We start from the raw sequence: 24598 nt of genomic DNA, 5'->3' as shown, positions 1-24598 counted from the left end.
GCGGTGTGACAGTCGACATAAATATTGCATGGCACGACGCCTTCGCGAGCAAGCCCGCTCCCACAGGGGATGGTGTTATCAGGTCAGTTTCTGCAGGCACGCTTCAAAAATGTCCAGCCCTTCCTCCAGCACCGCCGCCTCTGTCGTCAACGGCGCCAGCAACCGAACAATATGCCGCGACTTCCCGCTCGGCATCAGCAACAACCCCGCCTCCCGCGCCAACGCCAGCAACTGCGTCAACTGCGCTGGCGCCGGTGTGCCGTCGGCATTGGCCAACTCAATCCCGCGCATCGCACCCACGCCCGTCATGCGCCCGAGGAACGGTGACAGCTTGCGCTCTCGCCATGATTGGTAGCGACTGACAATCGCCTCTTCCTGCTGCGCGCCCCACGCCTGCAGATGGGCATCGGTCATTTCATCCAGGGTCGCCAGCGCGGCGGCGCAGGCGATGGGGTTGCCGGAGTAGGTGCCGCCCAGCCCGCCCTTGGGCAGCTTGTCGAGCAGCGACTTGCGCCCGACCACCGCTCCCAGCGGCAAGCCACCGCCGATGCTTTTGCCGAGCAGGATCAGGTCCGGTTCGATGCCCAGGCGCGAGAAGGCGAAGCGTTGGCCGGTGCGACCGAAGCCGGACTGGATTTCATCAGCGATCAGCAGGATGCCCTTCTCGTCGCAGAACTTGCGCAACGCTTGGGCGAATTCGATATCCATCGCCAGGAAACCCGCCTCGCCCTGCACCGGTTCGACGATAAAGCACGCCACGTCCTCGACGTCGAGTTCGACGCTGAACAGGCGCTCCATGGCCTTCAGCGCCTCGGCGCAGGTCACGTCGTTGTCCTGGCTGGGGAAGGGCAGGTGATACACCGGGCCCGGCAGCACGCCGATTTTCTGCTTGTAGGGAGCGACCTTGCCGTTGAGGTTGAGGGTGGCCAGGGTGCGCCCGTGGAACCCGCCGTCGAACGCGATGACTGCCGTACGGCCGGTGGCACCCCGGACGATCTTCAGCGCGTTCTCCGCGGCCTCGGCGCCGCTGTTGGTGAGCATGCCGCTGACCGGGTACTCGACCGGAATGAACGCCGCCAGGCGATCCATGAACTCGAGGTACGGCGTATGGGGTGCGGCGTTGAAGGCGTAATGGGTCAGGCGCGTGGCCTGCTCGCGAATGGCACCGACAATTCGTGGGTGGCAATGGCCAAGGTTCAGCACGCCGATGCCACCGACGAAGTCGATGTAGCGCTTGCCGTCGGTGTCCCACACCTCGGCGTTCCTGCCGTGGCTGAGGGTGACGGGGTGAACGATGTTGATCGACTGGCTGATGGTTTCGCTGTGCATGAAGGACCGGCTCGGAAGAAGGAGGACTTCTTTTTATCTAAGCCGTGAGCAGCGGTGGCGGGCAAACGAAATAAAGTGGACGGGTCAATCTTAAAAGTCGGGATGTGTGATTACCCCACAGAACCCCTGTAGGAGCGAGCATGCTCGCGATGGTCGTCAACGATAACGCTGGCAGCCTGACACCCCGCGGTGTTCAGGCGTTCATCGCGAGCGTGCTCGCTCCTACAGGGGGGGAGGGGGGTGTTAGCGACGGGCCAACGGCTGCTGTACGAACTTCACCCCGGCCAACCCATGGGCGATCAGCGCGCGGATGTTGCCGTGGTCGCTGCCTTCAGGCGTCGCCACTACCGAACGGTAATGCTCGCCGAACGCCAGCAAGGCTTCTTCATCGCTCAGGCCTTCCAGCAGCGCCAGGCCCAGGGTCTTGCACGAACCTTCGTTCTGCCCGGCTGCGTTCTCCACGCCGCCGTTGTTGAACGCCTGAGGCTGGTAATCGTAGCCGGCGGCAATGAACGCCAAGGTGTCGGCGAAAACGTGTTCGCCGCTTTTGAGGCTGGCGCGCAGGGTGGTCAAATCACTCATTGGGTTTTCCTTTGGCGAACGCCGCCTGTTGTTCGGCGCTGGCTTCTTGCTGGTATTGGGCTTTCCACTCGGCGTACGGCATGCCGTAAACCACTTCGCGGGCATCATCGAGGCTGACCTCGATCTGGCGGTCATCGGCGGCCGCCTTGTACCACTTGGACAGGCAGTTGCGGCAGAAACCGGAGAGGTTCATCAGGTCGATGTTCTGCACATCCTTGCGGCTGTCCAGATGGGCCACCAGCCGGCGAAAGGCGGCGGCTTCGAGTTCGAGGCGTTCTTGATCGGTCATGGGGATCTCTTCGAGACAGCTTCGAGCGGCAAGCTTCAAGCTGCAAGATGGTTTGCGGTGGGCCCAAGTCTACAGCTTGCGGCTCGAAGCTTGTAGCTTACCGCTGCTACGCAGGAGCCCGACTCGCTGCAAGCGTAATCGACACCGATTCGGCAAAGCGCAAGGCGTGGGGCTTGTCCACTTCGACTTCGGCGTACAGCACCGATTCGTTGGCCATGACCAGATCGAGGATTTCCTGGGTCAGGCGTTCGAGCAGGGCAAAGCGATTGCCTTCGACGTGGGCGATGATCGCCTTGGTGATGGTCCGGTAGTTCAGCGCGTGATCGATATCGTTGTCTCGCACCGCTTCCTGGGCCGCGTAGAGGATGGTCAGGTTGATCAACACATCCTGCTTGTTGAGGATTTCATCTTCGTTGATGCCGATGTAGGTGCGCAGGCACAGGTCCTTGACCCGGATGCGCGCCATGCCTGGTTGAAGTTGTGGCATTACTACTTGCTCCGTCCAATCAATTGCAGGAACTCCTGGCGGGTGTTGCTCGACTCGCGGAAGGCGCCGAGCATCACCGAGGTGTTCATGGTCGAATTCTGTTTCTCGACGCCGCGCATCATCATGCACATGTGCCTGGCTTCGATGACCACCGCGACACCGGCCGCGCCCGTCACCTGCTGCACCGCGTCGGCGATTTGCCGGGTGAGGTTTTCCTGGATCTGCAGGCGTCGGGCGAACATGTCCACCAGTCGCGCGATCTTCGACAGGCCCAGCACCTTGCCCGTTGGAATATAAGCCACGTGGGCCTTGCCGATGAAGGGCAGCATGTGGTGTTCGCAGAGCGAATACAGCTCGATGTTGTCGACGATCACCATCTCGTCGTTGTCGGAGGCGAACAGCGCGCCGTTGACGATTTCTTCGACGCTTTGATCGTAGCCGTGGCAGAGGTACTGCATTGCCTTGGCCGCGCGCATCGGGGTGTCGAGCAGGCCTTCGCGGTCGGGGTTTTCACCCAGGCCGATGAGGATTTCGCGGTAGCTTTCGGCCAAATCGTTCTGGGGCTTCTGGGGCAGGGATAACGTCATGGTAAATCCTCGCGGGACACTTATTTGATGTGCCTTCCGCCATTGACGGTCAGGGTCGTGCCGGTGACATAGGGGTTATCGAGCAAATAGCGCAGGCTCTGGTAGATCACCTCGCTGCCGGGCTCGATGCCCAGCGCGGATTTGGCCAGCGCCTTGGCGCGGTAGGCCGCGTCGTCATCAGGGTTGAACAGTAGCAGCGCCGGGGCAATGCCGTTGACCTTGATGCCCGGCGCGTACTTGGCGGCAAAGGACAGGGTCAGGCTTTCGAGCCCGGCTTTGCTGGCACAGTAACCAATATGCTTGCTGCTGCCCTTGCGTGTCACGTCATCGCTGATGTGCACGATGTCCGCCGGGGTCGAGCGTTCGAGCAGGTCGGCGCAATGCAGGTTGATCAGGTAGGGCGCCAGCATGTGTACGTTGAACATGCGGGTGAATGCCTGCGCGTTGGTGTCCGGTGTCTCTGCCAGCCATTCGGACGCGTTGTGCACGATGGCCCGCAGGCTGTCGGTATGGGTGTTCAGTTCGCGGATGAAATCGAGGATCCCCGCTTCGTTGGAGAAGTCGGCGAACACCGCCGTCGCCCCCAGATCACGCAGCGTCTGCACGCCGGGGCGCTCACTGCGGTAGCTGAAGATCACGCGATGGCCGTCTTCGAGCAAACGCTGCGCACAGTGCAGGCCAACGCGCTGGCCGGCACCGGTGATGAGGATGGGAGCTGCGGAAGAAGTCATGAACGGCTCGCGTCGCGGTAAGAGCAAAACTATACCAGCGCTTCGTCGCGTTCACCTACGGCCTCTGATTCTGTAGGAGCGAGCTTGCTCGCGATGAACGCAAGGACACTGCGGGGCATCCGGTTTCCCGCGTCATCGTTGACGTCCATCGCGAGCAAGCTCGCTCCTGCAGGGGGTGTCCGTTGCGACCTTCATGCGCGGTGTCTGCGACACTCAATTGCCATCAGAACAAACCAGGTCTTGAAAGTGGGTGAGAAGTGGGCGTTACAATAGTCTCCAAATCACACACGGATGTAGATCGCCAAATGCCTGTCCTGACTGACATTGCCCCAGGTGAATCGAATCTCCTTTCGTTCGAGCGGGAAGAACTCTTCCCGATTCGCGAGGTGTCGCGCCTGACAGGCGTGAACCCGGTCACCCTGCGCGCCTGGGAGCGGCGCTATGGTCTGATCGTCCCCACGCGTACCGAAAGCGGGCATCGCCTGTACTCCATGGCCGATATCGAGCGCGTGCGCAGCATCCTCGACTGGATCGAGCGCGGCGTGGCCGTCAGCAAGATCGGCCGAATTCTCGCCAAGGCGTCGCCGCTTCAGGCGCTGTCGCACATCATTCCCGAAAAACTGGTCCAGGCCGATTACGCGCAATGGCAGTCGCAGATCCAGGCGGCGGTCAGTGCGTTCGACGATGTGCAACTGGACCAGGTCTACTCGCAGATCTTTTCCAGTTACACCCAATCGGTCGTGTTCCAGGACATCCTGATCCCGCTCTGGAAACAACTGCTGCAGCGCCAGGACTCGTTCGGTCGAACCAGCGAGTGGCTGTTTCTCGACAGTTTTCTGCGCTCCAGAGTTTTGCAGCGATTGCTACTGGTTCGGGACACCAAACCGCGGCGTGTCGTCGTCAGTGCTCTGGCAGGCCAGTGCCGCGAGCTTGAGTTGCTGATTGCAGCCCTGTTCCTGAGTTGTGGGCAAACCGGCGTGCGCGTATTGACCATCGGCCAGCCGCTCGACGAATTGATCCTGGTCTGCGAACGGATCAAGCCTCAGGCGCTGGTGCTGTTTTCCAATCATGTGCCCAGCCCCGAATTGCCTCGGCGGCTGAATCGGCTGGCGATGAGTGTGGATTGTCCGGTGTTGCTGGCGGGCGATGCGTCGGATCTGGCTCAGCAGAGCCTGGCGGGATCATCGATCGGTTGCCTGGGGAATGAGGGCGCGGTGATGCGTCAGAGACTGAAACAGTTCCTGGCGGGCAACCTGGATACTTGAGGCCGGTTAGAGGTGCAGCGCCGGATGGGTCAACCGGTGCTGTTGCAGGATGTACTGGCGCAGACGCTCGGTTTCATCCGTGTCGTGCTGGCTAAGCTGATAGGCATAGAAACCCTGTTCGGTTTCCTTCTCGAGGGTGCCGCGCAAGGCGATCCGCTCGTAGCCCGAAGGGCTGAACCACAACGCGAAATGTTTCGGCGCCTTGGTCTTGTTGCGCATTTCCAGCAGAACACCCTTGAACGACACTTCGTGCACCCACATCGAACCCGGCTGCCCCTTGGAGTTTTCCAGGGCGACCGGTTCGTCGAGCACCAGACGCCATGGCCGGACCAGCGGCCCGTCTTCGTAGATGCTGGGCACGCCAAGACGCAGATGCAGCGCATGAAACTCGTCTTCCACCAGGTGCAGGGGGAAGGTCATTTGCTGGTTTTCGAAGTTGGCTTGAATGGTGACTTGCTCATGGGCAGCAAGGCGCGTGAGCAAGTCACGGATCTGCGAACCGCCATTGACGAGCAGGCTCGACGTCGCATCCCGTACGTTGAGTGCCGGGTTGTGCTGCATGGTCTGGATAAAATCCAGTTCATCCTGGGTCAGGAGCGCGTCGCGGTGCATGGCTAGCTCGAAATATATAATTACAAAGTCATTGGTGATTGTAGTTAGTGACAACTAATTCTGTGAAATGTTTGCGCCGTTCGTCGCCTTGAGTGCGGCAAGTTCGGCCTGAACCTGCGCCAACTGCGCTTCAAGCTGCGCCACCCGCTGCTGTGCCTTGACCTGCACCGTCACATCTTTCTGCACGCCGATGAAGTAAACCTGGCCATCGTTCGGGTTTTTCACTGTCGAAAGGGACAGTTCATTCCAGAACGGCGTGCCGTCCTTCTTGTAGTTGCGCAGGATTTCCCGGCACGAGCCGCCGCTGTTCAACGCGTCGCGAATTTTTGGCAAGGCGTCCTGGTCGCGATCGCCCGATTGCAGGAAGCGGCAATCCTGGTAAAGGATTTCTTCGCTGGTGTAACCGGTCATGCGCTCGAATGCCGGATTGACGTAAATCAGAATCTTGTCCTGGTCGCCTTCCTTTTCGGCAATCACGATTCCATCGTTGGAGGCGTTGATGGCCAGTTGCAGCAGCTTGGCGTTGATCATCGGTGAAAACCTTCCTTGTGGGTGATTCGAGGCATTCTAAAAGAACAATCGGGACCCTGCTGTTAATATCCGGGTCTTTGAGTCAGCTCCAGGATCAGATTGATGAAAGTCGCCATCATTTCCGGCTCGGTATACGGCACGGCCGAAGAAGTCGCCCGTCACGCCGCCAGCATTTTGAAAACCGCCGGTTTCGAAACCTCTTACAGCCCTCGTGCCAGCCTCGCCGATCTTCAGGCATTCGGCCCCGAGGCTTTTCTGGCCGTGACTTCCACCACCGGTATGGGTGAATTGCCGGATAACGTGCAGCCGCTGTATTTCGCCATTCGCGACCAGTTGCCGGCGGAATGGCGTGGCTTGCCGGGCGCGGTGATCGCCCTGGGCGATGCCAGTTACGGCGATACCTTCTGCGGCGGCGGCGAGCTGATGCGCGAGTTGTTCGGTGAGTTAGGCATTCGTGAAGTGCTGCCGATGTTGCGCCTGGACGCCAGCGAAAGCGTCAACCCGGAAGCGGACGCCGAGCCTTGGCTTGCGGAACTGGTCGGCGCACTCAAGGGCTGACCGATCCATACGAACCCTGCAACGGCGTTCGTCATGCTTCTGACGGGGCGGCTCCAAGCGCGCCCCGTAACTTCTCTGGCGACAGCCCTTTGACATGGATCCAAACTGTTTTGGCCGCTGACTCGTTCGGCCATCAAGCTGGCTGCCAATGCAACTCCGTGAACGGGGAGGGCTGACTAGACTCGGTAGTCATTGGAAACACTCCATAATAAAAATAGAGGTTCCCCTGCCGTGAACGTAGCCCCCGTTCAATCGCCTCAGAGCGTCAAAGACCTGGTCAGCCCCGCCGAATGGCAAGCCCGTGTGGACCTCGCCGCCTGTTACCGTCTGGTGGCCCAGCATGGCTGGGATGATCTGATTTTCACCCACATCTCCGCCAAGGTACCCGGCACCGAGGACTTCCTGATCAATCCGTTCGGGATGATGTTCCACGAAATTACCGCGTCGAGCCTGGTCAAGGTCGATCAGGCGGGCAACAAGCTGATGGACAGTCCCTACGAGATCAATCCGGCCGGGTACACCATCCACAGCGCGGTGCATGAAGTCCGGCACGACGTGGTTTGCGTGCTGCACACCCACACCGCCTCCGGTGTTGCGGTGTCGGCGCAGAAACAGGGCGTGTTGCCGATCAGCCAGCAGTCGCTGTTCGTGTTGTCGAGTCTGGCGTATCACGCTTACGAAGGCGTGGCGCTCAATCACGAGGAAAAGGCGCGGCTGCAAGCCGACCTCGGCGAAAACAATTTCCTGATGCTGCATAACCACGGCCTGCTGACCTGCGGCAGCAGCATCGCCGACACCTTCCTGATGATGTTCACCTTCCAGCGCGCCTGTGACATTCAGGTCATGGCGCAGACCGGTGGCGCGGAGCTGATTGCCATCGAACCGCAGATCCTGGCGGGAGCCAAGGCGATGATCGCCGGCGTTACCAAAAGTGCCCAAGGCATGGGCGGGGCGTTGGCCTGGCCGGCGCTGCTGCGCAAACTCGATAAACTGGACCCGGGGTACAAACTCTAATGGCACTCGCCGAAATTCCCCTGTCAGCCTGGCGAAAGCGTAGCCGGACCTTCATCTTCCGTGGCCAGACCATCCGTTACTGGACGGCGGGGCAGGGTGAGCCGCTGCTGCTCATCCATGGCTTCCCCAGCGCCAGTTGGGACTGGCATTACCTGTGGCAACCGCTGACCCAGCGCTATCGCGTGATTGCCTGCGACATGCTCGGCTTTGGCGATTCGGCCAAACCCGTGAACCACGAATACAGCCTTCTCGAACAAGCCGACCTGCAACAGGCGCTGCTGGCACACATGAATGTCGCGGAGCCTGTGCACCTGCTGGCCCATGATTATGGCGACAGCGTGGCCCAGGAACTGCTGGCGCGGCATTACGAATCGCGTATCAATATCGCCAGTTGCGTGTTCCTCAATGGCGGCCTGTTCCCGGAAACCCATCGCCCTGTGCTGATGCAGAAACTGCTGCTCAGCCCATTGGGCTGGATGATCGGCCGCGCGTTCAGTCGCGATGGTCTGGTGAAGAGTTTCCGGCATATCTTTGGGCCGAAAACCGGTCCCAGCGAAAGCGTGATCGATGACTTCTGGAGCCTGATCGAGACCAACCGCGGGCCGCGGGTCATGCACAAACTGATCGCCTACATTCCCGAGCGACGCGTGCAGCGCGATCGTTGGGTCAGCGCGATGCAGCGCGGCGAGGTGCCGCTGCGAGTGATCGATGGCGAGGTCGACCCGATCTCCGGCGCGCACATGGTCGCGCGCTATCGGGAGCTGATTGCCGAACCGGATACGGTATTGCTGAACGACATCGGCCATTACCCGCAGATCGAAGCGCCGTGCCAGGTGCTCAAGCACTACCTGGAGTTTCGCGACCGGCTGGCATTGCCGCCGCTCAAGGTTGCGTGTTCCTGAAAAGATTGCAGCATTCGGTAGCGCTTATGTGGAGGCTGCCGAAGGCTGTGATCTTGTAAACGCCATCAGAATTCATCATCCCCCAGCCTTATCGCGCACTATTCAGCCTCCCTCGTGTTCATTGTGACCCGCAGCGCCGTGCCTGACACTCGGACCCATCGTCCCAAGGCCTGCTGGAGTCCCCCCATGAGTCAATCTGTACGCTTCGAAGATAAAGTCGTGATCATCACCGGTGCAGGTGGCGGCCTGGGGCGGGCGCACGCACTGCTGTTCGCCAAACAGGGCGCCAAGGTTCTGGTCAACGATTTGGGCGGTTCGACCCAGGGCGAAGGCGCCAACGCCTCGGCGGCCGACCGTGTGGTGGCGGAAATCCGTGACGCCGGCGGCACCGCGGTGGCCAACCACGATTCGGTCACCGACGGCGACAAACTGGTTCAACACGCCATGGATACCTTCGGCCGCGTCGACGTGGTGGTCAACAACGCCGGCATCCTGCGTGACAAGACCTTCCACAAGATGGAAGACGCCGACTGGGACCTGGTTTACCGCGTCCACGTCGAAGGCGCCTACAAGGTTACCCGCGCTGCCTGGCCGCACATGCGCGAACAAAACTACGGGCGGGTGATCTTCACCGCCTCCACTTCGGGCATCTACGGCAACTTCGGCCAGTCCAACTACGGCATGGCCAAGCTCGGCCTCTACGGCCTGACCCGCACCCTGGCCCTGGAAGGGCGCAAGAACAACATCCTGGTCAACGCCATCGCCCCCACCGGCGGCACCCGCATGACCGAAGGCCTGATCCCGCCGCAAGTGTTCGAGCAACTCAAACCGGAACTGGTCAGCCCGCTGGTGGTGTACCTGGCCAGCGAAAACTGCCAGGACACCTCGGGCCTGTTCGAAGTCGGCGGCGGCTGGATGGGCAAGGTCCGCTGGGAACGCAGCCTCGGCGTCGGCTTCGACCCACGGGCCGGTTTCTCGCCCGAAGACGTGGCCGAGCATTTCCAGCAGATCTGCGATTTCGAGGGTGCGGCGCATCCGAAGGACAACATCGAAGCGCTGAAGGAAATGATGGGGAATCTGCAGAAGTACGCGCTGTAACCCTACCTGGCGTTCGCCAAAAAATCCCGCCCATAAAAAAGGCCGCTGCAAAGGCAGCGGCCAAGCAAGACGTTGGATCCAGGAGCTACAAATCAACGTCGGTGTACACGGGGCGGTGAGCCGAAAACTTCAAATCACCTGAAATCTGTTGCCGGCGGCGAGGGCGGATTGCCTGTCGCTGTCGGGGCTTTCACGTCTTGTGAAAACGCAGTCAGGGTAAGGCTTTGCTGCCGGTGGAAAAACAGCGATTCCTGACATGCACTATTACAGGGCGGACAACAGTAGCCTGTCCTCGCGCATTCACTGTAGCAGCTGCCGAAGGCTGCGTTCGGCTGCGTAGCAGTCGTAGATCCTGCATGCACGATTTACCTGATGAGCCCGCTCGACTGATCGGCGCCTGCTTCGCAGCCGAACGCAGCCTGCGGCAGCTGCTACAGGGATTTGTGGGGTTCATGCGTTCGGGTGATGGCTTGCCATCGAACTCATTCATGCCCTGCGCAAAACCCCGCGCCACAGGCCCGGTAATCCTTTGGAGGTACATCGCGAATACCTCCTTGGTGCGCTTATCGCACCCGGCGGGCGGCAGTAGGGTGAGGCCTTCTGTCACTCACCGGGGAAGACGCATGACAAAAACAACAATGCGCGCCATCTTCAAACCGCAGGCGCTGGCCGTTGCGGTGGCCTTGGGTTGCTGTGCCCAGGCGCAGGCTGTTTCTTTCAACATCGGGGAAATCGAGGGCACGTTCGACTCGTCGCTGTCGGTGGGCGCGAGCTGGGGCATGCGCGATGCGGATCAATCGCTGGTGGGTATCCCCAACGGCGGCAGCGGGCAGGCCTCGACCGGTGACGACGGGCGCCAGAACTTCGGCAAGGGCGAAACCTTCTCGAAGATCTTCAAGGGCATTCACGATCTTGAATTGAAATACGGCGACACCGGCGTGTTTGTCCGTGGCAAATACTGGTACGACTTCGAGCTCAAGGACGAAGACCGGCCGTTCAAGCCGATCAGCGACCACAACCGCAAGGAAGGCGCCAAGTCCTCGGGCGGACAGATCCTCGATGCCTTCGTCTATCACAACTACTCCATCGCCGATCTGCCGGGCACGGTGCGCGCGGGCAAGCAGGTGGTCAGCTGGGGTGAAAGTACCTTCATCGGCAACTCGATCAACAGCATCAACCCGATCGACGTTTCCGCCTTCCGCCGTCCAGGCGCCGAGATCAAGGAAGGCCTGATTCCCGTCAACATGCTGTTCGCTTCCCAAGGCCTGACCGACAAGTTGACGGTCGAAGGCTTCTATCAACTGGAATGGGACCAGACCGTCGTCGACAACTGCGGCACCTTCTTCGGCAACGATGTTGTGGCCGACGGTTGCGACAACAACTACACCGTCGCCAGCCCGGCCATCGCACCTTTACAGCCGATTGCCGCGGCCTTCGGCCAGGGCTTCGAAGTCACCCGCGAAGGCGTGGTGGTTCCCCGCGGTGGCGACCGCGATGCCCGGGACTCGGGGCAGTGGGGTACGGCATTGCGCTGGCTGGGTGATGACACCGAGTACGGCCTGTACTTCATGAACTACCACAGCCGCACGCCCAACGTCGGCACCACTACCGCCGGCCTGTCCACCCTGGCCAGCCTTCCGGGGATTATCGCCACCGCCAACCGCATCGCTCCTGGCAGCGGCGCGGGGCTGGCCCAGAGCGTGATGCTCGGTCGCGGCCAGTACTACCTCGAATACCCGGAAGACATTCGCCTGTACGGGGCGAGTTTCTCCACCACCTTGTCCACCGGCACGGCGTGGACCGGCGAGATTAGCTATCGCCCCAACGCACCCGTGCAGGTCAACACCAATGACCTGACCCTGGCCATGCTCAACCCCATCGCTGGCGGCGCCGCTTCGCCTATCGCCACTTCGCCGGGGGCCGACAACAAAGGCTACCGCCGCAAAGAGATCACGCAGATCCAGAGCACCCTCACGCACTTCATCGATCAGGTCGCCGGCGCTGACCGCCTCACTCTGGTGGGCGAAGCAGCGGTGGTGCATGTCGGTGGCCTGGAGTCTCGCAGCAAGCTGCGTTACGGCCGCGATTCGGTGTATGGCCAGTACGGTTTCGGCGGCGATACCGACGGCTTCGTGACCTCGACCTCCTGGGGTTATCGCGCCCGGGCGATCCTCGATTACAACAACGTCATCGCCGGGATCAACTTCAAGCCCAACCTGTCGTGGTCCCACGACGTCACGGGTTACGGCCCGAACGGTCTGTTCAACGAAGGTGCCAAGGCCGTGAGCCTGGGTGTCGATGCGGACTACCGCAACACCTACACCGCAAGCCTCAGTTACACCGACTTCTTCGGTGGCGACTACAACACGCTCGAGGACCGCGACTTCGTGGCGTTGAGCTTTGGCGTGAACTTCTGACCCGTCTTTAGAAGGATGATTTCCATGCGCAAGATGATTCTGCAATGCGGTGTCCTGGCCCTCGGTTTGCTGGCCGTCAACGTCATGGCTGCGGTGTCGCCGGAAGAGGCGAACAAGCTCGGCACCAGCCTCACGCCATTGGGCGCAGAGAAGGCCGGCAATGCCGACGGTTCGATTCCGGCGTGGACCGGCGGCATCCCGAAAAACGCCGGCGCGGTGGACAGCAAGGGCTTTCTGGCCGACCCGTTCGCCAATGAAAAACCGCTGTTCATCATCACTGCGGCCACCGTCGACAAGTACAAGGACAAGCTCTCGGACGGGCAGATCGCGATGTTCAAGCGCTACCCGGAAACCTACAAGATTCCGGTGTACCCGACCCACCGCACCGCCGCCTTGCCACCGGAAATCTACGAATCGGCCAAGCGCAGCGCATTGAACGTGACCCCGATCAACGACGGCAACGGCCTGGCCAATTTCACCGGCAACCGCTACTACGCGTTCCCGATTCCGAAGAACGGTGTCGAGGTGATCTGGAACCACATCACCCGTTACCACGGCGGCAACCTGCGTCGCACCATTACCCAGGCCACGCCGCAGGCCAATGGCGATTTCACCGTGATCCGCTTCAAGGATGAAGTGGCCGTGCCGTCGCTGCTGGGGGATCTGAAAGCGGGCAGCGATGACAACGTGCTCAACTACTTCAAGCAGGAAGTCACCGCGCCGGCGCGTCTTGCGGGCAACGTGCTGCTGGTTCACGAGACCCTTGATCAGGTCCAGGAACCGCGCAAGGCCTGGATCTACAACGCCGGTCAACGTCGTGTGCGGCGAGCGCCGCAAGTCGCTTACGACGGCGTCGGTACCTCGTCCGACGGCCTGCGCACCACCGACAACTTCGACATGTTTTCCGGCGCGCCGGATCGTTATGACTGGAAGCTGATCGGCAAGAAGGAAATGTACATCCCGTACAACAGCTACAAGCTCGATTCGCCTGACCTCAAATACACCGATGTGATCAAGGCCGGGCACATCAACCAGGACCTGACCCGCTACGAGCTGCACCGGGTCTGGGAAGTGGTCGCCACGGTCAAGCCCAACGAGCGGCACGTGTACGCCAAGCGCCACATGTACATCGACGAGGACACCTGGCAGGTGGCGCTGGCCGATCACTACGACGGTCGCGGCCAGCTCTGGCGCGTGGCCGAGGGGCATGCGCAGTTCTACTACGATCATCAGGTGCCGGCCTACACCGTCGAAGCGCTGTATGACCTGATCGCCGGTCGCTACATCGCCCTGGGGATGAAGAACGAAGAGAAACGCAGCTTCGAATTCAACATCGCGGCAAAAGCCGGGGACTACACGCCGGCAGCCCTGCGGAGTACAGGTGTGAGGTAAAAGTCCTACAGGCTTTTACACAAAAAGGTGACCCCGTGGTCACCTTTTTTATGGCTGTAAATCAGCCTGCTGAATACTTCTTCAACAAGCGCTCCGGAGGGGACTAGGGTGGCGCCACAACGATAAAAAGGCGCACCACTATGACTGCCATGACGACGTGTCTGGACCGTCCTGGATTTCTGCCTCGCTTGTCTTCCCACCACCTGTCCCGCGAGCGACTGGTCGAGCCCTTGCTGGCCGCCACCGCGCGGGTGAAGTTGCTCTGCGCACCGGCCGGCAGCGGCAAGAGTGCGCTGATCACCGAATGCCTGTTGCGCGCGCCAGTTGATTGCCGGGTGCATTGGCTGCCGTTGGCGGGGGCGTCGTTGAGTGTCGGCGACTTCCTCCAGAGACTGGCGCAAGTGCTCGGGCTGGCGCCGACGGATGAGTCTGCATTGCTGGAACATCTCGCGCGATTGCAGACGCCGACCTGGCTGTTCATCGATGACTACTGTCGCGTCTCCCACCCTGAACTGGACCGTCTTCTCGATCGCCTGCTGGCCCTCAGCAACCCGGCGCTGAGTTGGTGGCTGGCTTCACGTCGGCGTCCGTCCTGCAACTGGCCACGGTTGTTGCTCGATGATGAGCTGTACGAATGCGACGGCCCGGCGCTGGCCTTTACCGAGGCTGAGGTCGAGCAGTTGCTCGGTCATGTCGAACCGTCCCAGGCGGCCAGTCTGTCCAGGCGCGTGGTCCAGCGCAGCGGCGGTTGGTGCGCCGGTGTGCGCATTGCTTTGCTCGAGGGCTGTCCGTGGGCGGCGGGGCAGGAACGGCAGGGGCGCTCGGCGACGTTGCTCGATTATCTGCAACACGAATTGTTCAGCACCCTGTCGCCGGAACTGGTCGAGGCGTGGCAGGTGCTGGCCCATTTGCCACGTTTCAATGCCGGCCTCTGCGAGCATCTGTTCGGCGTCGGTGAAGGCGCGAAGTGGTTGCAGGCGTTGCAGGACATGGGCTGCTTTATCGAGCCCTGGGAAGATTCCGCCGACTGGCTGCGGGTGTTCGTGCCGCTGGCGCTGGCTATGCGTGATGAGCCGGGAATCGTGGGGCGCTCCTGGCATCGGCGCGCCTGCCAATGGTTCTGTGCCGAAGAAGACTGGCAGGGCGCCTTCGAGCAGGCGCTGCTGGCTGAAGAGTTCGAGGCGGCGGTGAGCCTGTTGCAGCACTTCAACTTCGAGCATTTGTTCCGCCGCGAGAACGTGCGCCTGTTACTGGATCTGCATGAGCATCAGGGGCAGGAGTTGACCCTCGGTTCGCCGCAACTGGTTGGCCTGACCACGGCGGCGCTGTTGTTTGCCGGACGCTTCGATCAGGCAGCGGTGTGCATCGAGCAAATGGCGCGCTTCGCTCCGCAACCGACGGCGGCGTCCCAGCGGCAACTGCTCGCGCGCTGGCAGGCGCAACAGGGCTGGTTGCTGCATTTGCAGGGGCGCATGGCGGCGGCTCGCGAGCACTTTGTCGAGGCATTGGCCGCGCTGGCGACAGAGGCTTGGCCGGCGCGCTTGTTGTGCCTGTCCGGGTTGACGCAACAGGCTCTGCTCAATGCCGAGCTGGATGCCGCCCAGGCGCTCAATCGCGAGGCGTTGTGCCTGGCGAGGGCCCAGGGATCGTTACTGTTCGAAGGCTTGCTCGAGCTCGACCATGCGCAGTTGCTCGAACATCGCGGCGCTCCCCATCGCGCCGAAAGCCTGTTGGCCGATATTCACCAATTGTTGAGCCGCCAGGCCGATCGCCCGACGCCGCTGCTGGGGCGCATTGCCTTGCGCCGCGGGCGTCTGGCGCTGTGGCAGGGGCAGGATGAAAAGGCCGCTGAGTTCTTCCGCAGCGGCCTGCAGGATTGCCTCTACAGCCAGGACAAACGGGCGCTGTACGGTTTTCTCGGACAGGCCCAGGTGTCGGCCAATCAACAGGATTACGCCCTCGCATTCGATCGCTTGCGTGAAGCCGAACGCTTGATGCAGCAGCGCAAGATTCCCGACACCGTGTATCGCAGTGTCCTGCTGCAAATCAGCAGTCACTTCTGGTTGCAGCAGGGGCGTCCGGAACTGGTACAGGAGGCGCTGACCCGCGTGCTGCGCCACTTTCGCGGGCCCCATGCCCGACAGGCGCCGCCCGCCACTGTGGAGCTGATTGCGCGGATCGAATACCTGCTGATCATTGCCGAAACCCACCTGCAAACGGCGAAGCATCCGTTGCAGCAGCTCAAGGCATTGCTGGAACACGCGCAACGGCAGGGGATGCTGGCGCTGGAAAGTGAGTTGCAGCTGGCCATCTGCGAAGTGGCCGATCTGCTGGGCGAGACGGACCTCGCGACCTCGGCCTTGCAGGCAGGGATGGCATTGGTGAGGCGCTGCCATCTGCAGCAGGCCTTGACCGATCTGCGGCTGCGTCAGCCGACTTTGCTCGCTCGCCTGGGCATGGACGACGAGCCTGCGGTGCATCTGGATGACAACCCATTGAGTGGGCGGGAGTTGGAGGTGCTGAGCCTGATCGCCCAAGGCAATTCCAATCAGCAGATCGCCGAGCAGTTGTTCATCTCGTTGCACACGGTGAAAACCCATGCGCGGCGGATTCATAGCAAGTTGGGGGTGGAGCGCAGGACGCAGGCGGTGGCTACGGCCAAGAAGTTGGGGCTGATTGCGCAAGGCTAAGCACCGCTGGACCTGTAGCAGCTGGCGAAGCCTGCGTCCGGCTGCGAAGCAGTCGCAAAACCTGAGTGCGAGGTCTACCTGAAAGACCACAATGGCTGATTTTACGACTGCTGCGCAGCCGGACGCAGGCTTCGCCAGCTGCTACATGGACCGTGTCGGTTCCGCGACCTCATGTCCCATCCGCCAACTCACCGCCCGCGCCGCCGCCAGCAAACGCTGCGCCGCCGGCCCATCTTCGTCGGCATGAAACAGTGAAGTCGGCCCCACCACCGTCAACACCGCCACCACATTGCCCATCGCGTTGAACACCGGCGCCGATAACGCATCCACCCCCGGCATCAGCAAGCCATGCACATGATGCAACCCGCGTGCGCGTATCTGCTCGCACATGGCCGCATAGACCTGATCGTCCGTCAGTGGATGGGCGCTATGGGCCTGCAGTTCCTGCTCGCGCAGGTCCACGGTTTCCCGCTTGGGCAGGTAGGCGCCGAACACCAGCCCGGTGGAAGAACTGAGCAACGGCAGCACTGAACCCAATTGCGTCACCACCGTCACCGCGCGCACCGCAGGCTCGATGTGAACCACGGTCGCGCCCTGGTTGCCCCACACCGCCAGAAAGCAGGTTTCGTTCAGCTCGTCGCGCAACTCGGCCAGTGGCAGGGCAGCGACTTTCAGCACGTCCATACTGTTGAGTGCTGCCAGTCCCACGCGCAAGGCTTCACGACCCAGCCCGTAGTGGTTGGTCGCGGTGTTCTGCTCGGCAAAACCGCTGGCGATCAGCGCCTGCAAATAGCGGTGAACCTTGCTGGCCGGCATCTGCACGTGTTCGGCCAGGCGTGATAGTGACGTCGAGGGCGACAACTCGGCCAATGCCTTGAGGATGTCGGTACCCACCTCGGCGGAGCGGACTTTCTGTTTACCGTTGCTGTCGCTGGTGGGCTTTTCCATGGTGGCGCCGTCGTTCAATAGGGTGAGGGGCGGGGTGAATGGGCGTCTTTATAGCTTGACGCTCGATAGCATTCAAATTACGTTATTCGTAATTGGATTACGATAAAAACAATTTTGGCGTGCCTCGGCCTCTGCTGCAGAGCGAAAAGGTCACGACCTGTTTCCTGTTCAGGAGGCTTCATGAACCTTGATTCCACGACGCCAGCGCTGGCTTATCAGTCGGGCTTCGGCAACGAATTCAGCAGCGAAGCGTTGCCCGGCGCATTGCCGGTCGGCCAGAACTCCCCGCAAAAAGCCCCGTACGGTCTCTACACCGAACTGTTTTCCGGCACCGCCTTCACCATGGCCCGCAGCGAAGCGCGGCGGACCTGGATGTACCGTATCCAGCCGTCGGCCAATCACCCGGCCTTCATCAAGCTCGACCGGCAACTGGCCGGCGGCCCGTTGGGTGAAGTGACGCCCAATCGCCTGCGCTGGAACGCCTTCGATTTTCCTGCTGAACCTACGGATTTCGTTGATGGTCTGGTGAGCATGGCCGCCAATTCCGGTGCGGATAAGCCGGCCGGCATCAGCATCTACCAGTACCGCGCCAACCAATCCATGGAGCGGGTGTTCTTCAATGCCGACGGCGAAATGCTGCTGGTGCCGCAACTGGGCCGCCTGCGAATCGCCACCGAGCTGGGCGTGCTGGACGTGGAGCCGCTGGAAATCGCCGTGCTGCCACGGGGCCTGAAATTCCGTGTCGAACTGCTCGACCCGCAAGCCCGCGGCTACATCGCAGAGAACCACGGCGCGCCACTGCGCCTGCCGGACCTGGGGCCGATCGGCAGCAACGGCCTGGCCAACCCGCGGGACTTTCTGACCCCGGTTGCCCATTACGAACATCTCGCGCAGCCAACTATTCTGGTGCAGAAATTCCTCGGCCAGTTGTGGGGCACTCAGCTCGATCATTCACCGCTGAACGTGGTCGCCTGGCACGGAAACAATGTGCCGTACAAATACGACCTGCGACTTTTCAATACCATCGGCACGGTCAGCTTCGATCACCCGGACCCGTCGATCTTCACCGTGCTGACCTCGCCGACCAGCGTGCACGGCCTGGCCAACCTCGATTTCGTGATCTTCCCGCCACGCTGGATGGTCGCCGAGAAAACCTTCCGTCCGCCGTGGTTCCACCGCAACCTGATGAACGAATTCATGGGCCTGATCCAGGGCGAGTACGACGCCAAGGCTGAAGGTTTCGTCCCCGGCGGTGCCTCGCTGCACAGCTGCATGAGTGCCCACGGTCCGGACGGCGAGACCTGCACCAAGGCGATGAATGCGGACCTGAAACCGGCCAAGATCGACAACACCATGGCCTTCATGTTCGAGACCAGCCAGGTGCTGCGCCCGAGCCGTTTCGCCCTCGATTGCCCGCATCTGCAAACCAACTACGACGCTTGCTGGTCCACGCTGCCAGCCACTTTCGACCCGACCCGGAGATAACCCATGACGCAGACTTCCATCACTCGCAGCTGGGTTGCCTCGGCCAACGGCCATGCCGATTTCCCGCTGCAAAACCTGCCGCTGGGAGTGTTCAGCGTGAAAGGTTCGGCGCCCCGCAGCGGCGTGGCCATTGGTGAGCGTATTTTCGATTTGGAGGCCGCGCTGGATTTCGGCCTGTTCGAGGGTGCGGCGAAGACCGCTGTCGAAGCCACCCGTGGCGGCCAGCTCAACGCTTTCTTCGAACTGGGCCGCGAGGCGCGTGTCGCCCTGCGCGAACGCCTGCTGGAACTGCTCGGCGAAGGCAGCACCCTGCACGGCAAGCTCGAAGCCCAGGGCGCCAAACTGCTGCCGCTGGCGGCGGATTGTCAGATGCACCTGCCGGCGAAGATCAATGACTACACCGACTTCTACGTCGGCATCGAACACGCGCAGAACGTCGGCAAACTGTTCCGCCCGGACAACCCTTTGCTGCCGAACTACAAGTACGTGCCGATCGGCTATCACGGCCGCGCCTCGACCATTCGCACCTCCGGCGCCGACGTGCGTCGTCCGAAAGGCCAGACCCTGCCGGCCGGGCAGAGCGAGCCGACCTTCGGCCCGTGCGCGCGTCTGGATTACGAACTGGAACTGGGCATCTGGATCGGTCGCGGCAACGAGATGGGCGATGCCATCGCCATCGGTGACGCCGCCGATCACATCGCCGGTTTCTGCCTGCTCAACGACTGGTCGGCGCGGGACATACAGGCCTGGGAATACCAGCCGCTGGGGCCGTTCCTGTCCAAGAGCTTCATCACCAGCATTTCGCCCTGGGTCGTGACCGCCGAAGCGCTGGAGCCGTTCCGTCGCGCCCAGCCTGCGCGTCCGGAAGGTGATCCGCAGCCGTTGCCGTACCTGTTCGACAAGCGCGATCAGGCCGCTGGCGCCTTCGACATCGAGTTGGAGGTGCTGCTGCTGACCGAAGCCATGCGCGAGAAAAACCTGCCGCCTCATCGCCTGACCCTGAGTAACTCGAAACACATGTACTGGACCGTGGCGCAAATGGTCGCGCACCACAGCGTAAACGGCTGCCAGTTGCAGGCCGGTGACCTGTTCGGTTCGGGCACTTTGTCGGGGCCGGAAAGCGGTCAGTTCGGCAGCCTGCTGGAAATCACCGAAGGCGGTAAGAAGCCAATCGAGCTGGCGTCGGGCGAAGTGCGCAAGTTCCTGGAAGATGGCGACGAAATCATCCTGCGCGGCCGTTGCAGCCGTGAAGGTTTTGCCTCCATCGGTTTCGGCGAGTGCCGTGGCAAAGTGCTTCCGGCGCGCTAAGGGGAAGGGGTCATGGAGCTCTACACCTACTACCGTTCCACTTCGTCCTATCGGGTGCGCATCGCGCTGGCATTGAAGGGCCTGGATTACCAAGCGCTGCCGGTCAACCTGATCGCGCCGCCCGGTGGCGAACATCGCCAGCCCGCGTACCTGGGCATCAATCCACAGGGCCGGGTGCCGGCCTTGCGCACCGATGAAGGCGAACTGCTGATCCAGTCCCCGGCGATCATCGAATACCTGGAGGAACGTTATCCACAGGTGCCGCTGCTGTCCCGGGACCTCGCCGCCCGCGCCCATGAGCGCGGCGTGGCGGCGCTGATCGGCTGCGACGTGCATCCGCTGCACAACGTCAGCGTGCTCAACCGGCTGCGTCAGTTGGGCCACGATGAAACCCAGGTGACCGAGTGGATCGGTCACTGGATCAGCCAGGGGCTGGCGAGCGTCGAGCAATTGATTGGCGATGACGGTTTCTGTTTTGGCGATACGCCCGGCGTAGCGGATGTGTACTTGATTCCACAGTTGTACGCGGCCGAGCGCTTCAGCATCTCTCTGGAGGCTTACCCGCGGATTCGCCGTGTGGCGGCGCTGGCGGCTGTGCATCCGGCCTTCATCAAGGCGCACCCCTCGAACCAGCCCGATACCCCGTAACACCGCTTTCCTGTAGGAGCGAGCACGCTCGCGATGGTCGTCAACGATAACGCTGCCAGCCTGACACCCCGCGGTGTCCTGTCGTCCATCGCGAGCATGCTCGCTCCTACAGAGTGCGCCTAAAACAAGAACAGGAACCCTGCCATGCACAACCAGATTGCCAGCTTCCGCGCGGCACTCGATGCCCGTCCCGTGTCCCGTTATCAATGGTTGATTCTGCTCCTCCTGGCCCTGCTGCTGGTCACCGACGGCTACGACGCCCAGGTGCTCGGCTACGTGGTGCCGGCCCTGGCCCAGGATTGGGGTCTGGAAAAAGCCGCCTTCGGCCCGGTGTTCAGCGCCAACCTGCTGGGTCTGACGCTCGGCTCTCTGGCCGTGACGCCCTTGGCGGATCGCTTTGGTGTGCGCCGAGTCTTGCTCTGCTGCGTCCTGATCTACGCCTGCCTGACCGTCCTGATGGTGTTTGCCAATTCTCTGGACACGCTGATGGCCGCCCGTTTCATCTGCGACATCGGCATGGGTGGCGCGATGCCCAGCGCCATGGCGCTGATGTCGGAATACTCGCCACCGCGCCTGCGCACGCTGATGGTGACGCTGGCCGCGTGCGGGTTTTCCTTTGGTGGCGCGGCGGGTGGTTTTGTCGCCGCCGGGTTCATCGAAAGCTACGGCTGGGAAGCGGTGTTCCTCGCCGGTGGCGTGACGCCACTGCTGCTGTTTCCATTCCTGTTCTGGCTGCTGCCTGAATCCCTGCCGCGTCTGCTGCGCGATGCGCCGCCTTATGCTCGCCTGAGCAAAGTCACCGCGCGTATGCTGCCGGACTGGCAGCCGCCTGTGGCGTCCGTCGAACAGAACGAGAAAGAGCAGGGCAGCAAGCTGACTGTGGTGGAGTTGTTCCGCAACGGTTATGCACGGCCGACCATGCTGATCTGGGCGACCTTCTTCGTCAGCCTGATCCTGCTGTACTTCATGATCAGCTGGTTGCCGACGCTGCTACTGGAAAGTGGTCTGAAACTCAGCGAAGCCAACCTGGTGACCTCGATGTTCCTGTTCGCCGGCACCATCGGTGCGATCGGCATGGCCTGGATCGCCGACCGCCTGAAAAGCAAAGTCCGTCTGCTGTCTTGCATCCTGGCGGGCGCGGCGGTCTGCACCATTCTGCTGGGCTTGAACCACGACAATCCGCGCTATCTGGTGGCCTGCGTGTTCGCCGCCGGCTTCTGCATCATCGGCGGGCAGCTGACCCTCAATGCCTTCGTCAGCAATTTCTACCCGGCGCAGGTCCGCGCCACGGGCACCGGTTGGGCATTGGGAGTAGGGCGTTTCGGCTCGATCCTCGGCCCGCTGTTCGGCAGCCTGCTGCTGGCGATGCATTTGCCGGTGCAGCAGATTTTCTTCTTCTGCGCGATACCGGCGGTGATTGCGGCGTTGCTCATCATTCAGGTGCGTTCGCCTTCCGAAGCCACCCCCGCCGTCACACCCGACCACTGTGGGAGCGAGCCTGCTCGCGATGGTGGCCAACGATAACGCGGGCATTCCGCCGCACCACCCGCTTCCTGTAGGAGCAAGCTTGCTCGCGATGGAGCTCAACGGTAACGCTGGCTGTCTGATGCCCCGCGGTGTTCTTGCGACCATCGCGAGCAAGCTCGCTCCTACAAGGGAATGGGACGGTCAATGGACGATGGAATTGGGCGGCAAATGCCCCAGCCGCTCGGTCAGACGAATCCGTTGAATCGGATCGTCGGTCAGCATCAGGGCATGCTCCAGGTCGAAGCGCTCAGCGTTGGGGCATTCCAGCCGCTGATAAAGGCTCGCCCGGGCCAGATAGTCGGCGGTGGTGCCGTTGCCCAGCTCCAGAACCCGCTCGGCGTCGATCAGGGCGCCGATGTAATCGTCGTTGGCCAGGTGTAACTGGCGCAGATTGCGCGACAGGCGCTGGAGCATTTGCAGCGGTTCCGCAGTGCTCAGGTGATCGGCGCTGAGCTTCATTTCGGGGCCGTATTGGCGATGCAGCAGTTCGCGGCAATCGTTGGGGTACAGACGACGCCCGCCGCACGGGTCGAGCAGATGATCGGCCCCTGGCACCCGCAACAGAAAATGACCGGGGAAGTTGACTCCCACCAACGGAATTTCCAGGCCTCTGGCCAGTTCCAGCGCAATCAGTCCCAGGGCCAAAGGTTGCCCGCGTCGACGTTCAAGCACTCGATGGAGCAATGCCGCCTGCGCACGCAGGGGCGTGGAGTCGTCCTGAGCAAATCCCAGGTCATTCATGCAGCGCAACAAGGGTTGCGCCAGTTCGCCGACCGGCAGCATCGGCAAGCTGCCGCTGATCCGTTGCCTGAGCGTCTTGAAGTTTTCCAGCAGCACGTGCGGATTCACTTCGCTGTCATGTTCGGCAGCAATCCACAGCGCCGCCTCGAACAGCGCGGGCGGTGAGCGTTGCAGGCAGGCGAAAAACGATTGGCGCGGGGTCATGAAAATCTCCGGGCAATGCCTCGTTTTAGCCTCGTCTGGGCCATCCGTCCAGTGCCGGTTAGACGGCTTGAGGGATATTTCCGAATACCTTAACGGCCGCTTCGCTTATTCCTGTGCGCTCCGGCAATTTTTGCGCGCAAGCCTATACTGGCGACTACAAGAAGTGGATTCGGGAGCCTTTACGATGTTCGCTCTCATGCAAAGCAATCGCCTTGAATCGCTGCATCTGAGCGTGGACCCGGTCACCGGGTTGAAGGCGGTCATTGCCATTCATGACAGTCGCCTGGGTCCTGCCCTGGGAGGGTGTCGCTACCTTGCCTATCCAAGCGACGAGTCCGCGATCGAGGATGCGGTGCGCCTGGCCAAAGGCATGAGTTACAAGGCTGCATTGGCCGGCCTGGCCCAGGGCGGCGGCGTGTCGGTGATTATCCGGCCCGCCCATGTCGCCAATCGCGCCGCACTGTTCGAAGCCTTCGGGCGCTGCATCAATCAGCTCGACGGGCGCTACATCACTGCTATCGACAGCGGCACTTCGGTGGCGGACATGGATTGCATCGCCCAACAGACCCAGCACGTCACCAGCACTACATCGGCGGGCGATCCCGCACCCCATGCCGCGATGGGCGTGTTCACCGGCATTCGTGCCACGGCCATGGCGCGATTGGGCAGCGATAACCTCGAAGGCCTGCGCGTAGCCATTCAAGGCCTGGGCAACGTCGGTTATGCGCTGGCCGAACAGCTGCATGCCGCGGGTGCGGAACTGCTGGTCAGCGACATCGATCACGGCAAGGTGCAATTAGCCATGGAGCAATTGGGCGCCCATCCGATTGCCAACGATGCGTTGCTCAGCACACCGTGCGACATCCTTGCGCCCTGTGGCCTGGGCGGAGTGCTCAACAGCCACAGCGTGACGCAACTGCGTTGCTCGGCGGTGGCGGGTTCGGCGAACAATCAGCTGACCCATCTGGACGTCGCCGATCAACTGGAGCGGCGGGGCATCCTGTATGCGCCGGACTATGTGATCAATGCCGGCGGCTTGATCTACGTGTCGCTCAAGCATCGGGGCGAGGAGTTGGGGACTATCACCGCGCACCTGTCGAAAATCAGTTCGCGACTGACCGAAGTATTCGCGCACGCACAGGCGGAAAAGCGCTCGCCGGCGCGAGTGGCCGATGAGTTGGCGGAAAAGGCTCTGTACCGCTAGAAGGGCAAAAGCTCGCAGCCTTCGGCAGCTCCTACATTGGGATTGTGTA

Annotated in this window: 23 protein-coding genes; 13 read left to right on the top strand and 10 right to left on the bottom strand. The window is 61.7% G+C overall.

Annotation, left to right across the window (positions count from 1 at the left end; genetic code table 11):
* Positions 1–78: 78 nt before the first annotated feature.
* The 6 genes from ACW9JE_RS16675 to folM all read right to left on the bottom strand — a co-directional run bounded on the left by ACW9JE_RS16675 (position 79) and on the right by folM (position 4005).
* The gene (locus ACW9JE_RS16675) at positions 79–1329 is read right to left on the bottom strand and encodes a 2-aminoadipate transaminase (RefSeq protein ID WP_457433353.1); all 1251 of its coding nucleotides are present in this window, start codon (positions 1327–1329) and stop codon (positions 79–81) included.
* Between the two features lie 243 nt (positions 1330–1572).
* Complete coding sequence (locus ACW9JE_RS16670; protein WP_457433352.1) at positions 1573–1911, bottom strand: HopJ type III effector protein; 339 nt, start codon at positions 1909–1911, stop codon at positions 1573–1575.
* Positions 1904–2200 carry a DUF1244 domain-containing protein gene (locus ACW9JE_RS16665; RefSeq protein WP_457433351.1) on the bottom strand — a complete coding sequence of 99 codons (297 nt, stop codon included), beginning with the start codon at positions 2198–2200 and terminating at the stop codon, positions 1904–1906. Before ACW9JE_RS16665 ends, ACW9JE_RS16670 begins: the two co-directional genes overlap by 8 nt.
* 106 nt (positions 2201–2306) lie before the next feature.
* Positions 2307–2687 carry a dihydroneopterin triphosphate 2'-epimerase gene (gene folX, locus ACW9JE_RS16660; RefSeq protein ID WP_457433350.1) on the bottom strand — a complete coding sequence of 127 codons (381 nt, stop codon included), beginning with the start codon at positions 2685–2687 and terminating at the stop codon, positions 2307–2309.
* A 2-nt stretch (positions 2688–2689) separates the two neighbouring features.
* A complete protein-coding gene (gene folE / locus ACW9JE_RS16655; RefSeq protein WP_457433349.1) occupies positions 2690–3274 on the bottom strand; it encodes a GTP cyclohydrolase I FolE in 585 nt (194 codons plus the stop codon).
* 20 nt (positions 3275–3294) lie between these two features.
* Positions 3295–4005 (bottom strand): dihydromonapterin reductase, encoded by a 711-nt coding sequence (folM, locus tag ACW9JE_RS16650; RefSeq protein WP_457433348.1) that lies wholly within the window; start codon positions 4003–4005, stop codon positions 3295–3297.
* 305 nt (positions 4006–4310) lie between these two features.
* Between folM and ACW9JE_RS16645 the strand changes: the two genes are divergently transcribed.
* On the top strand, positions 4311–5270 hold the full coding sequence (locus tag ACW9JE_RS16645; RefSeq protein WP_457433347.1) for a MerR family transcriptional regulator: 960 nt from the start codon (positions 4311–4313) through the stop codon (positions 5268–5270).
* 6 nt (positions 5271–5276) lie between these two features.
* Here ACW9JE_RS16645 and ACW9JE_RS16640 read toward each other — a convergent pair whose 3' ends face one another.
* Positions 5277–5882, bottom strand: a complete 606-nt coding sequence (locus tag ACW9JE_RS16640) for a hypothetical protein (protein WP_224537469.1) — start codon at positions 5880–5882, stop codon at positions 5277–5279.
* Positions 5883–5936: 54 nt separating this feature from the next.
* Positions 5937–6413: a PAS domain-containing protein gene (locus tag ACW9JE_RS16635; protein ID WP_457433346.1), complete on the bottom strand. Its 477-nt coding sequence runs from the start codon at positions 6411–6413 to the stop codon at positions 5937–5939.
* A gap of 102 nt (positions 6414–6515) precedes the next feature.
* On the opposite strand from ACW9JE_RS16635, the gene ACW9JE_RS16630 reads away from it, so the two are divergent.
* The 7 genes from ACW9JE_RS16630 to ACW9JE_RS16600 all read left to right on the top strand — a co-directional run bounded on the left by ACW9JE_RS16630 (position 6516) and on the right by ACW9JE_RS16600 (position 16484).
* Positions 6516–6971, top strand: coding sequence for a flavodoxin (locus ACW9JE_RS16630; RefSeq protein ID WP_457433345.1), 456 nt, complete (start codon positions 6516–6518; stop codon positions 6969–6971).
* A gap of 231 nt (positions 6972–7202) precedes the next feature.
* Complete coding sequence (locus tag ACW9JE_RS16625; protein ID WP_457433344.1) at positions 7203–7985, top strand: class II aldolase/adducin family protein; 783 nt, start codon at positions 7203–7205, stop codon at positions 7983–7985.
* Positions 7985–8887, top strand: a complete 903-nt coding sequence (locus tag ACW9JE_RS16620) for an alpha/beta fold hydrolase (protein ID WP_457433343.1) — start codon at positions 7985–7987, stop codon at positions 8885–8887. The genes ACW9JE_RS16625 and ACW9JE_RS16620 overlap by 1 nt, the downstream gene beginning before the upstream one ends.
* A gap of 186 nt (positions 8888–9073) precedes the next feature.
* Positions 9074–9985: an SDR family oxidoreductase gene (locus ACW9JE_RS16615; protein WP_457433342.1), complete on the top strand. Its 912-nt coding sequence runs from the start codon at positions 9074–9076 to the stop codon at positions 9983–9985.
* A 623-nt stretch (positions 9986–10608) separates the two neighbouring features.
* Positions 10609–12402 carry a DUF1302 domain-containing protein gene (locus ACW9JE_RS16610; RefSeq protein WP_457433341.1) on the top strand — a complete coding sequence of 598 codons (1794 nt, stop codon included), beginning with the start codon at positions 10609–10611 and terminating at the stop codon, positions 12400–12402.
* A 24-nt stretch (positions 12403–12426) separates the two neighbouring features.
* Complete coding sequence (locus ACW9JE_RS16605) at positions 12427–13794, top strand: DUF1329 domain-containing protein (protein WP_457433340.1); 1368 nt, start codon at positions 12427–12429, stop codon at positions 13792–13794.
* A 140-nt stretch (positions 13795–13934) separates the two neighbouring features.
* Positions 13935–16484, top strand: coding sequence for a LuxR C-terminal-related transcriptional regulator (locus ACW9JE_RS16600; RefSeq protein WP_457433339.1), 2550 nt, complete (start codon positions 13935–13937; stop codon positions 16482–16484).
* A gap of 141 nt (positions 16485–16625) precedes the next feature.
* Here the strand turns inward: ACW9JE_RS16600 and ACW9JE_RS16595 are convergent, their stop codons facing one another.
* On the bottom strand, positions 16626–17432 hold the full coding sequence (locus ACW9JE_RS16595; RefSeq protein ID WP_457433338.1) for an IclR family transcriptional regulator: 807 nt from the start codon (positions 17430–17432) through the stop codon (positions 16626–16628).
* Positions 17433–17612: 180 nt separating this feature from the next.
* Between ACW9JE_RS16595 and hmgA the strand changes: the two genes are divergently transcribed.
* From hmgA to ACW9JE_RS16575, 4 genes are all read left to right on the top strand, one after another.
* Complete coding sequence (gene hmgA, locus ACW9JE_RS16590; RefSeq protein WP_224537451.1) at positions 17613–18917, top strand: homogentisate 1,2-dioxygenase; 1305 nt, start codon at positions 17613–17615, stop codon at positions 18915–18917.
* Between the two features lie 3 nt (positions 18918–18920).
* Positions 18921–20225, top strand: a complete 1305-nt coding sequence (gene fahA / locus ACW9JE_RS16585; RefSeq protein WP_175375985.1) for a fumarylacetoacetase — start codon at positions 18921–18923, stop codon at positions 20223–20225.
* A gap of 12 nt (positions 20226–20237) precedes the next feature.
* Positions 20238–20873, top strand: coding sequence for a maleylacetoacetate isomerase (gene maiA / locus ACW9JE_RS16580; RefSeq protein WP_457433337.1), 636 nt, complete (start codon positions 20238–20240; stop codon positions 20871–20873).
* A 144-nt stretch (positions 20874–21017) separates the two neighbouring features.
* Positions 21018–22397, top strand: a complete 1380-nt coding sequence (locus ACW9JE_RS16575) for an MFS transporter (RefSeq protein WP_457433336.1) — start codon at positions 21018–21020, stop codon at positions 22395–22397.
* 144 nt (positions 22398–22541) lie between these two features.
* On the opposite strand, the gene ACW9JE_RS16570 is transcribed toward ACW9JE_RS16575, so the two are convergent.
* Positions 22542–23345: a SirB1 family protein gene (locus tag ACW9JE_RS16570; RefSeq protein WP_457433335.1), complete on the bottom strand. Its 804-nt coding sequence runs from the start codon at positions 23343–23345 to the stop codon at positions 22542–22544.
* Between the two features lie 184 nt (positions 23346–23529).
* On the opposite strand from ACW9JE_RS16570, the gene ACW9JE_RS16565 reads away from it, so the two are divergent.
* On the top strand, positions 23530–24549 hold the full coding sequence (locus ACW9JE_RS16565; RefSeq protein WP_457433334.1) for a Glu/Leu/Phe/Val dehydrogenase dimerization domain-containing protein: 1020 nt from the start codon (positions 23530–23532) through the stop codon (positions 24547–24549).
* Positions 24550–24598: the final 49 nt, after the last annotated feature.

Source organism: Pseudomonas sp. SDO55104_S430 (assembly GCF_054070595.1).
The sequence above is the reverse complement of the archived record's forward strand: the minus strand, read 5'-3'. Positions and strand labels throughout refer to the sequence as shown.

What these genes read in the sequence shown, in the direction of transcription:
- ACW9JE_RS16675 (WP_457433353.1), bottom strand. Translation starts at nt 1,329, where the DNA reads ATGCACAGCGAAACCATCAGCCAGTCGATCAACATCGTTCACCCCGTC.
- ACW9JE_RS16670 (WP_457433352.1), bottom strand. Translation starts at nt 1,911, where the DNA reads ATGAGTGATTTGACCACCCTGCGCGCCAGCCTCAAAAGCGGCGAACAC.
- ACW9JE_RS16665 (WP_457433351.1), bottom strand. Translation starts at nt 2,200, where the DNA reads ATGACCGATCAAGAACGCCTCGAACTCGAAGCCGCCGCCTTTCGCCGG.
- folX (WP_457433350.1), bottom strand. Translation starts at nt 2,687, where the DNA reads ATGCCACAACTTCAACCAGGCATGGCGCGCATCCGGGTCAAGGACCTG.
- folE (WP_457433349.1), bottom strand. Translation starts at nt 3,274, where the DNA reads ATGACGTTATCCCTGCCCCAGAAGCCCCAGAACGATTTGGCCGAAAGC.
- folM (WP_457433348.1), bottom strand. Translation starts at nt 4,005, where the DNA reads ATGACTTCTTCCGCAGCTCCCATCCTCATCACCGGTGCCGGCCAGCGC.
- ACW9JE_RS16645 (WP_457433347.1), top strand. Translation starts at nt 4,311, where the DNA reads ATGCCTGTCCTGACTGACATTGCCCCAGGTGAATCGAATCTCCTTTCG.
- ACW9JE_RS16640 (WP_224537469.1), bottom strand. Translation starts at nt 5,882, where the DNA reads ATGCACCGCGACGCGCTCCTGACCCAGGATGAACTGGATTTTATCCAG.
- ACW9JE_RS16635 (WP_457433346.1), bottom strand. Translation starts at nt 6,413, where the DNA reads ATGATCAACGCCAAGCTGCTGCAACTGGCCATCAACGCCTCCAACGAT.
- ACW9JE_RS16630 (WP_457433345.1), top strand. Translation starts at nt 6,516, where the DNA reads ATGAAAGTCGCCATCATTTCCGGCTCGGTATACGGCACGGCCGAAGAA.
- ACW9JE_RS16620 (WP_457433343.1), top strand. Translation starts at nt 7,985, where the DNA reads ATGGCACTCGCCGAAATTCCCCTGTCAGCCTGGCGAAAGCGTAGCCGG.
- ACW9JE_RS16615 (WP_457433342.1), top strand. Translation starts at nt 9,074, where the DNA reads ATGAGTCAATCTGTACGCTTCGAAGATAAAGTCGTGATCATCACCGGT.
- ACW9JE_RS16610 (WP_457433341.1), top strand. Translation starts at nt 10,609, where the DNA reads ATGACAAAAACAACAATGCGCGCCATCTTCAAACCGCAGGCGCTGGCC.
- ACW9JE_RS16605 (WP_457433340.1), top strand. Translation starts at nt 12,427, where the DNA reads ATGCGCAAGATGATTCTGCAATGCGGTGTCCTGGCCCTCGGTTTGCTG.
- ACW9JE_RS16600 (WP_457433339.1), top strand. Translation starts at nt 13,935, where the DNA reads ATGACTGCCATGACGACGTGTCTGGACCGTCCTGGATTTCTGCCTCGC.
- ACW9JE_RS16595 (WP_457433338.1), bottom strand. Translation starts at nt 17,432, where the DNA reads ATGGAAAAGCCCACCAGCGACAGCAACGGTAAACAGAAAGTCCGCTCC.
- hmgA (WP_224537451.1), top strand. Translation starts at nt 17,613, where the DNA reads ATGAACCTTGATTCCACGACGCCAGCGCTGGCTTATCAGTCGGGCTTC.
- fahA (WP_175375985.1), top strand. Translation starts at nt 18,921, where the DNA reads ATGACGCAGACTTCCATCACTCGCAGCTGGGTTGCCTCGGCCAACGGC.
- maiA (WP_457433337.1), top strand. Translation starts at nt 20,238, where the DNA reads ATGGAGCTCTACACCTACTACCGTTCCACTTCGTCCTATCGGGTGCGC.
- ACW9JE_RS16575 (WP_457433336.1), top strand. Translation starts at nt 21,018, where the DNA reads ATGCACAACCAGATTGCCAGCTTCCGCGCGGCACTCGATGCCCGTCCC.
- ACW9JE_RS16570 (WP_457433335.1), bottom strand. Translation starts at nt 23,345, where the DNA reads ATGACCCCGCGCCAATCGTTTTTCGCCTGCCTGCAACGCTCACCGCCC.
- ACW9JE_RS16565 (WP_457433334.1), top strand. Translation starts at nt 23,530, where the DNA reads ATGTTCGCTCTCATGCAAAGCAATCGCCTTGAATCGCTGCATCTGAGC.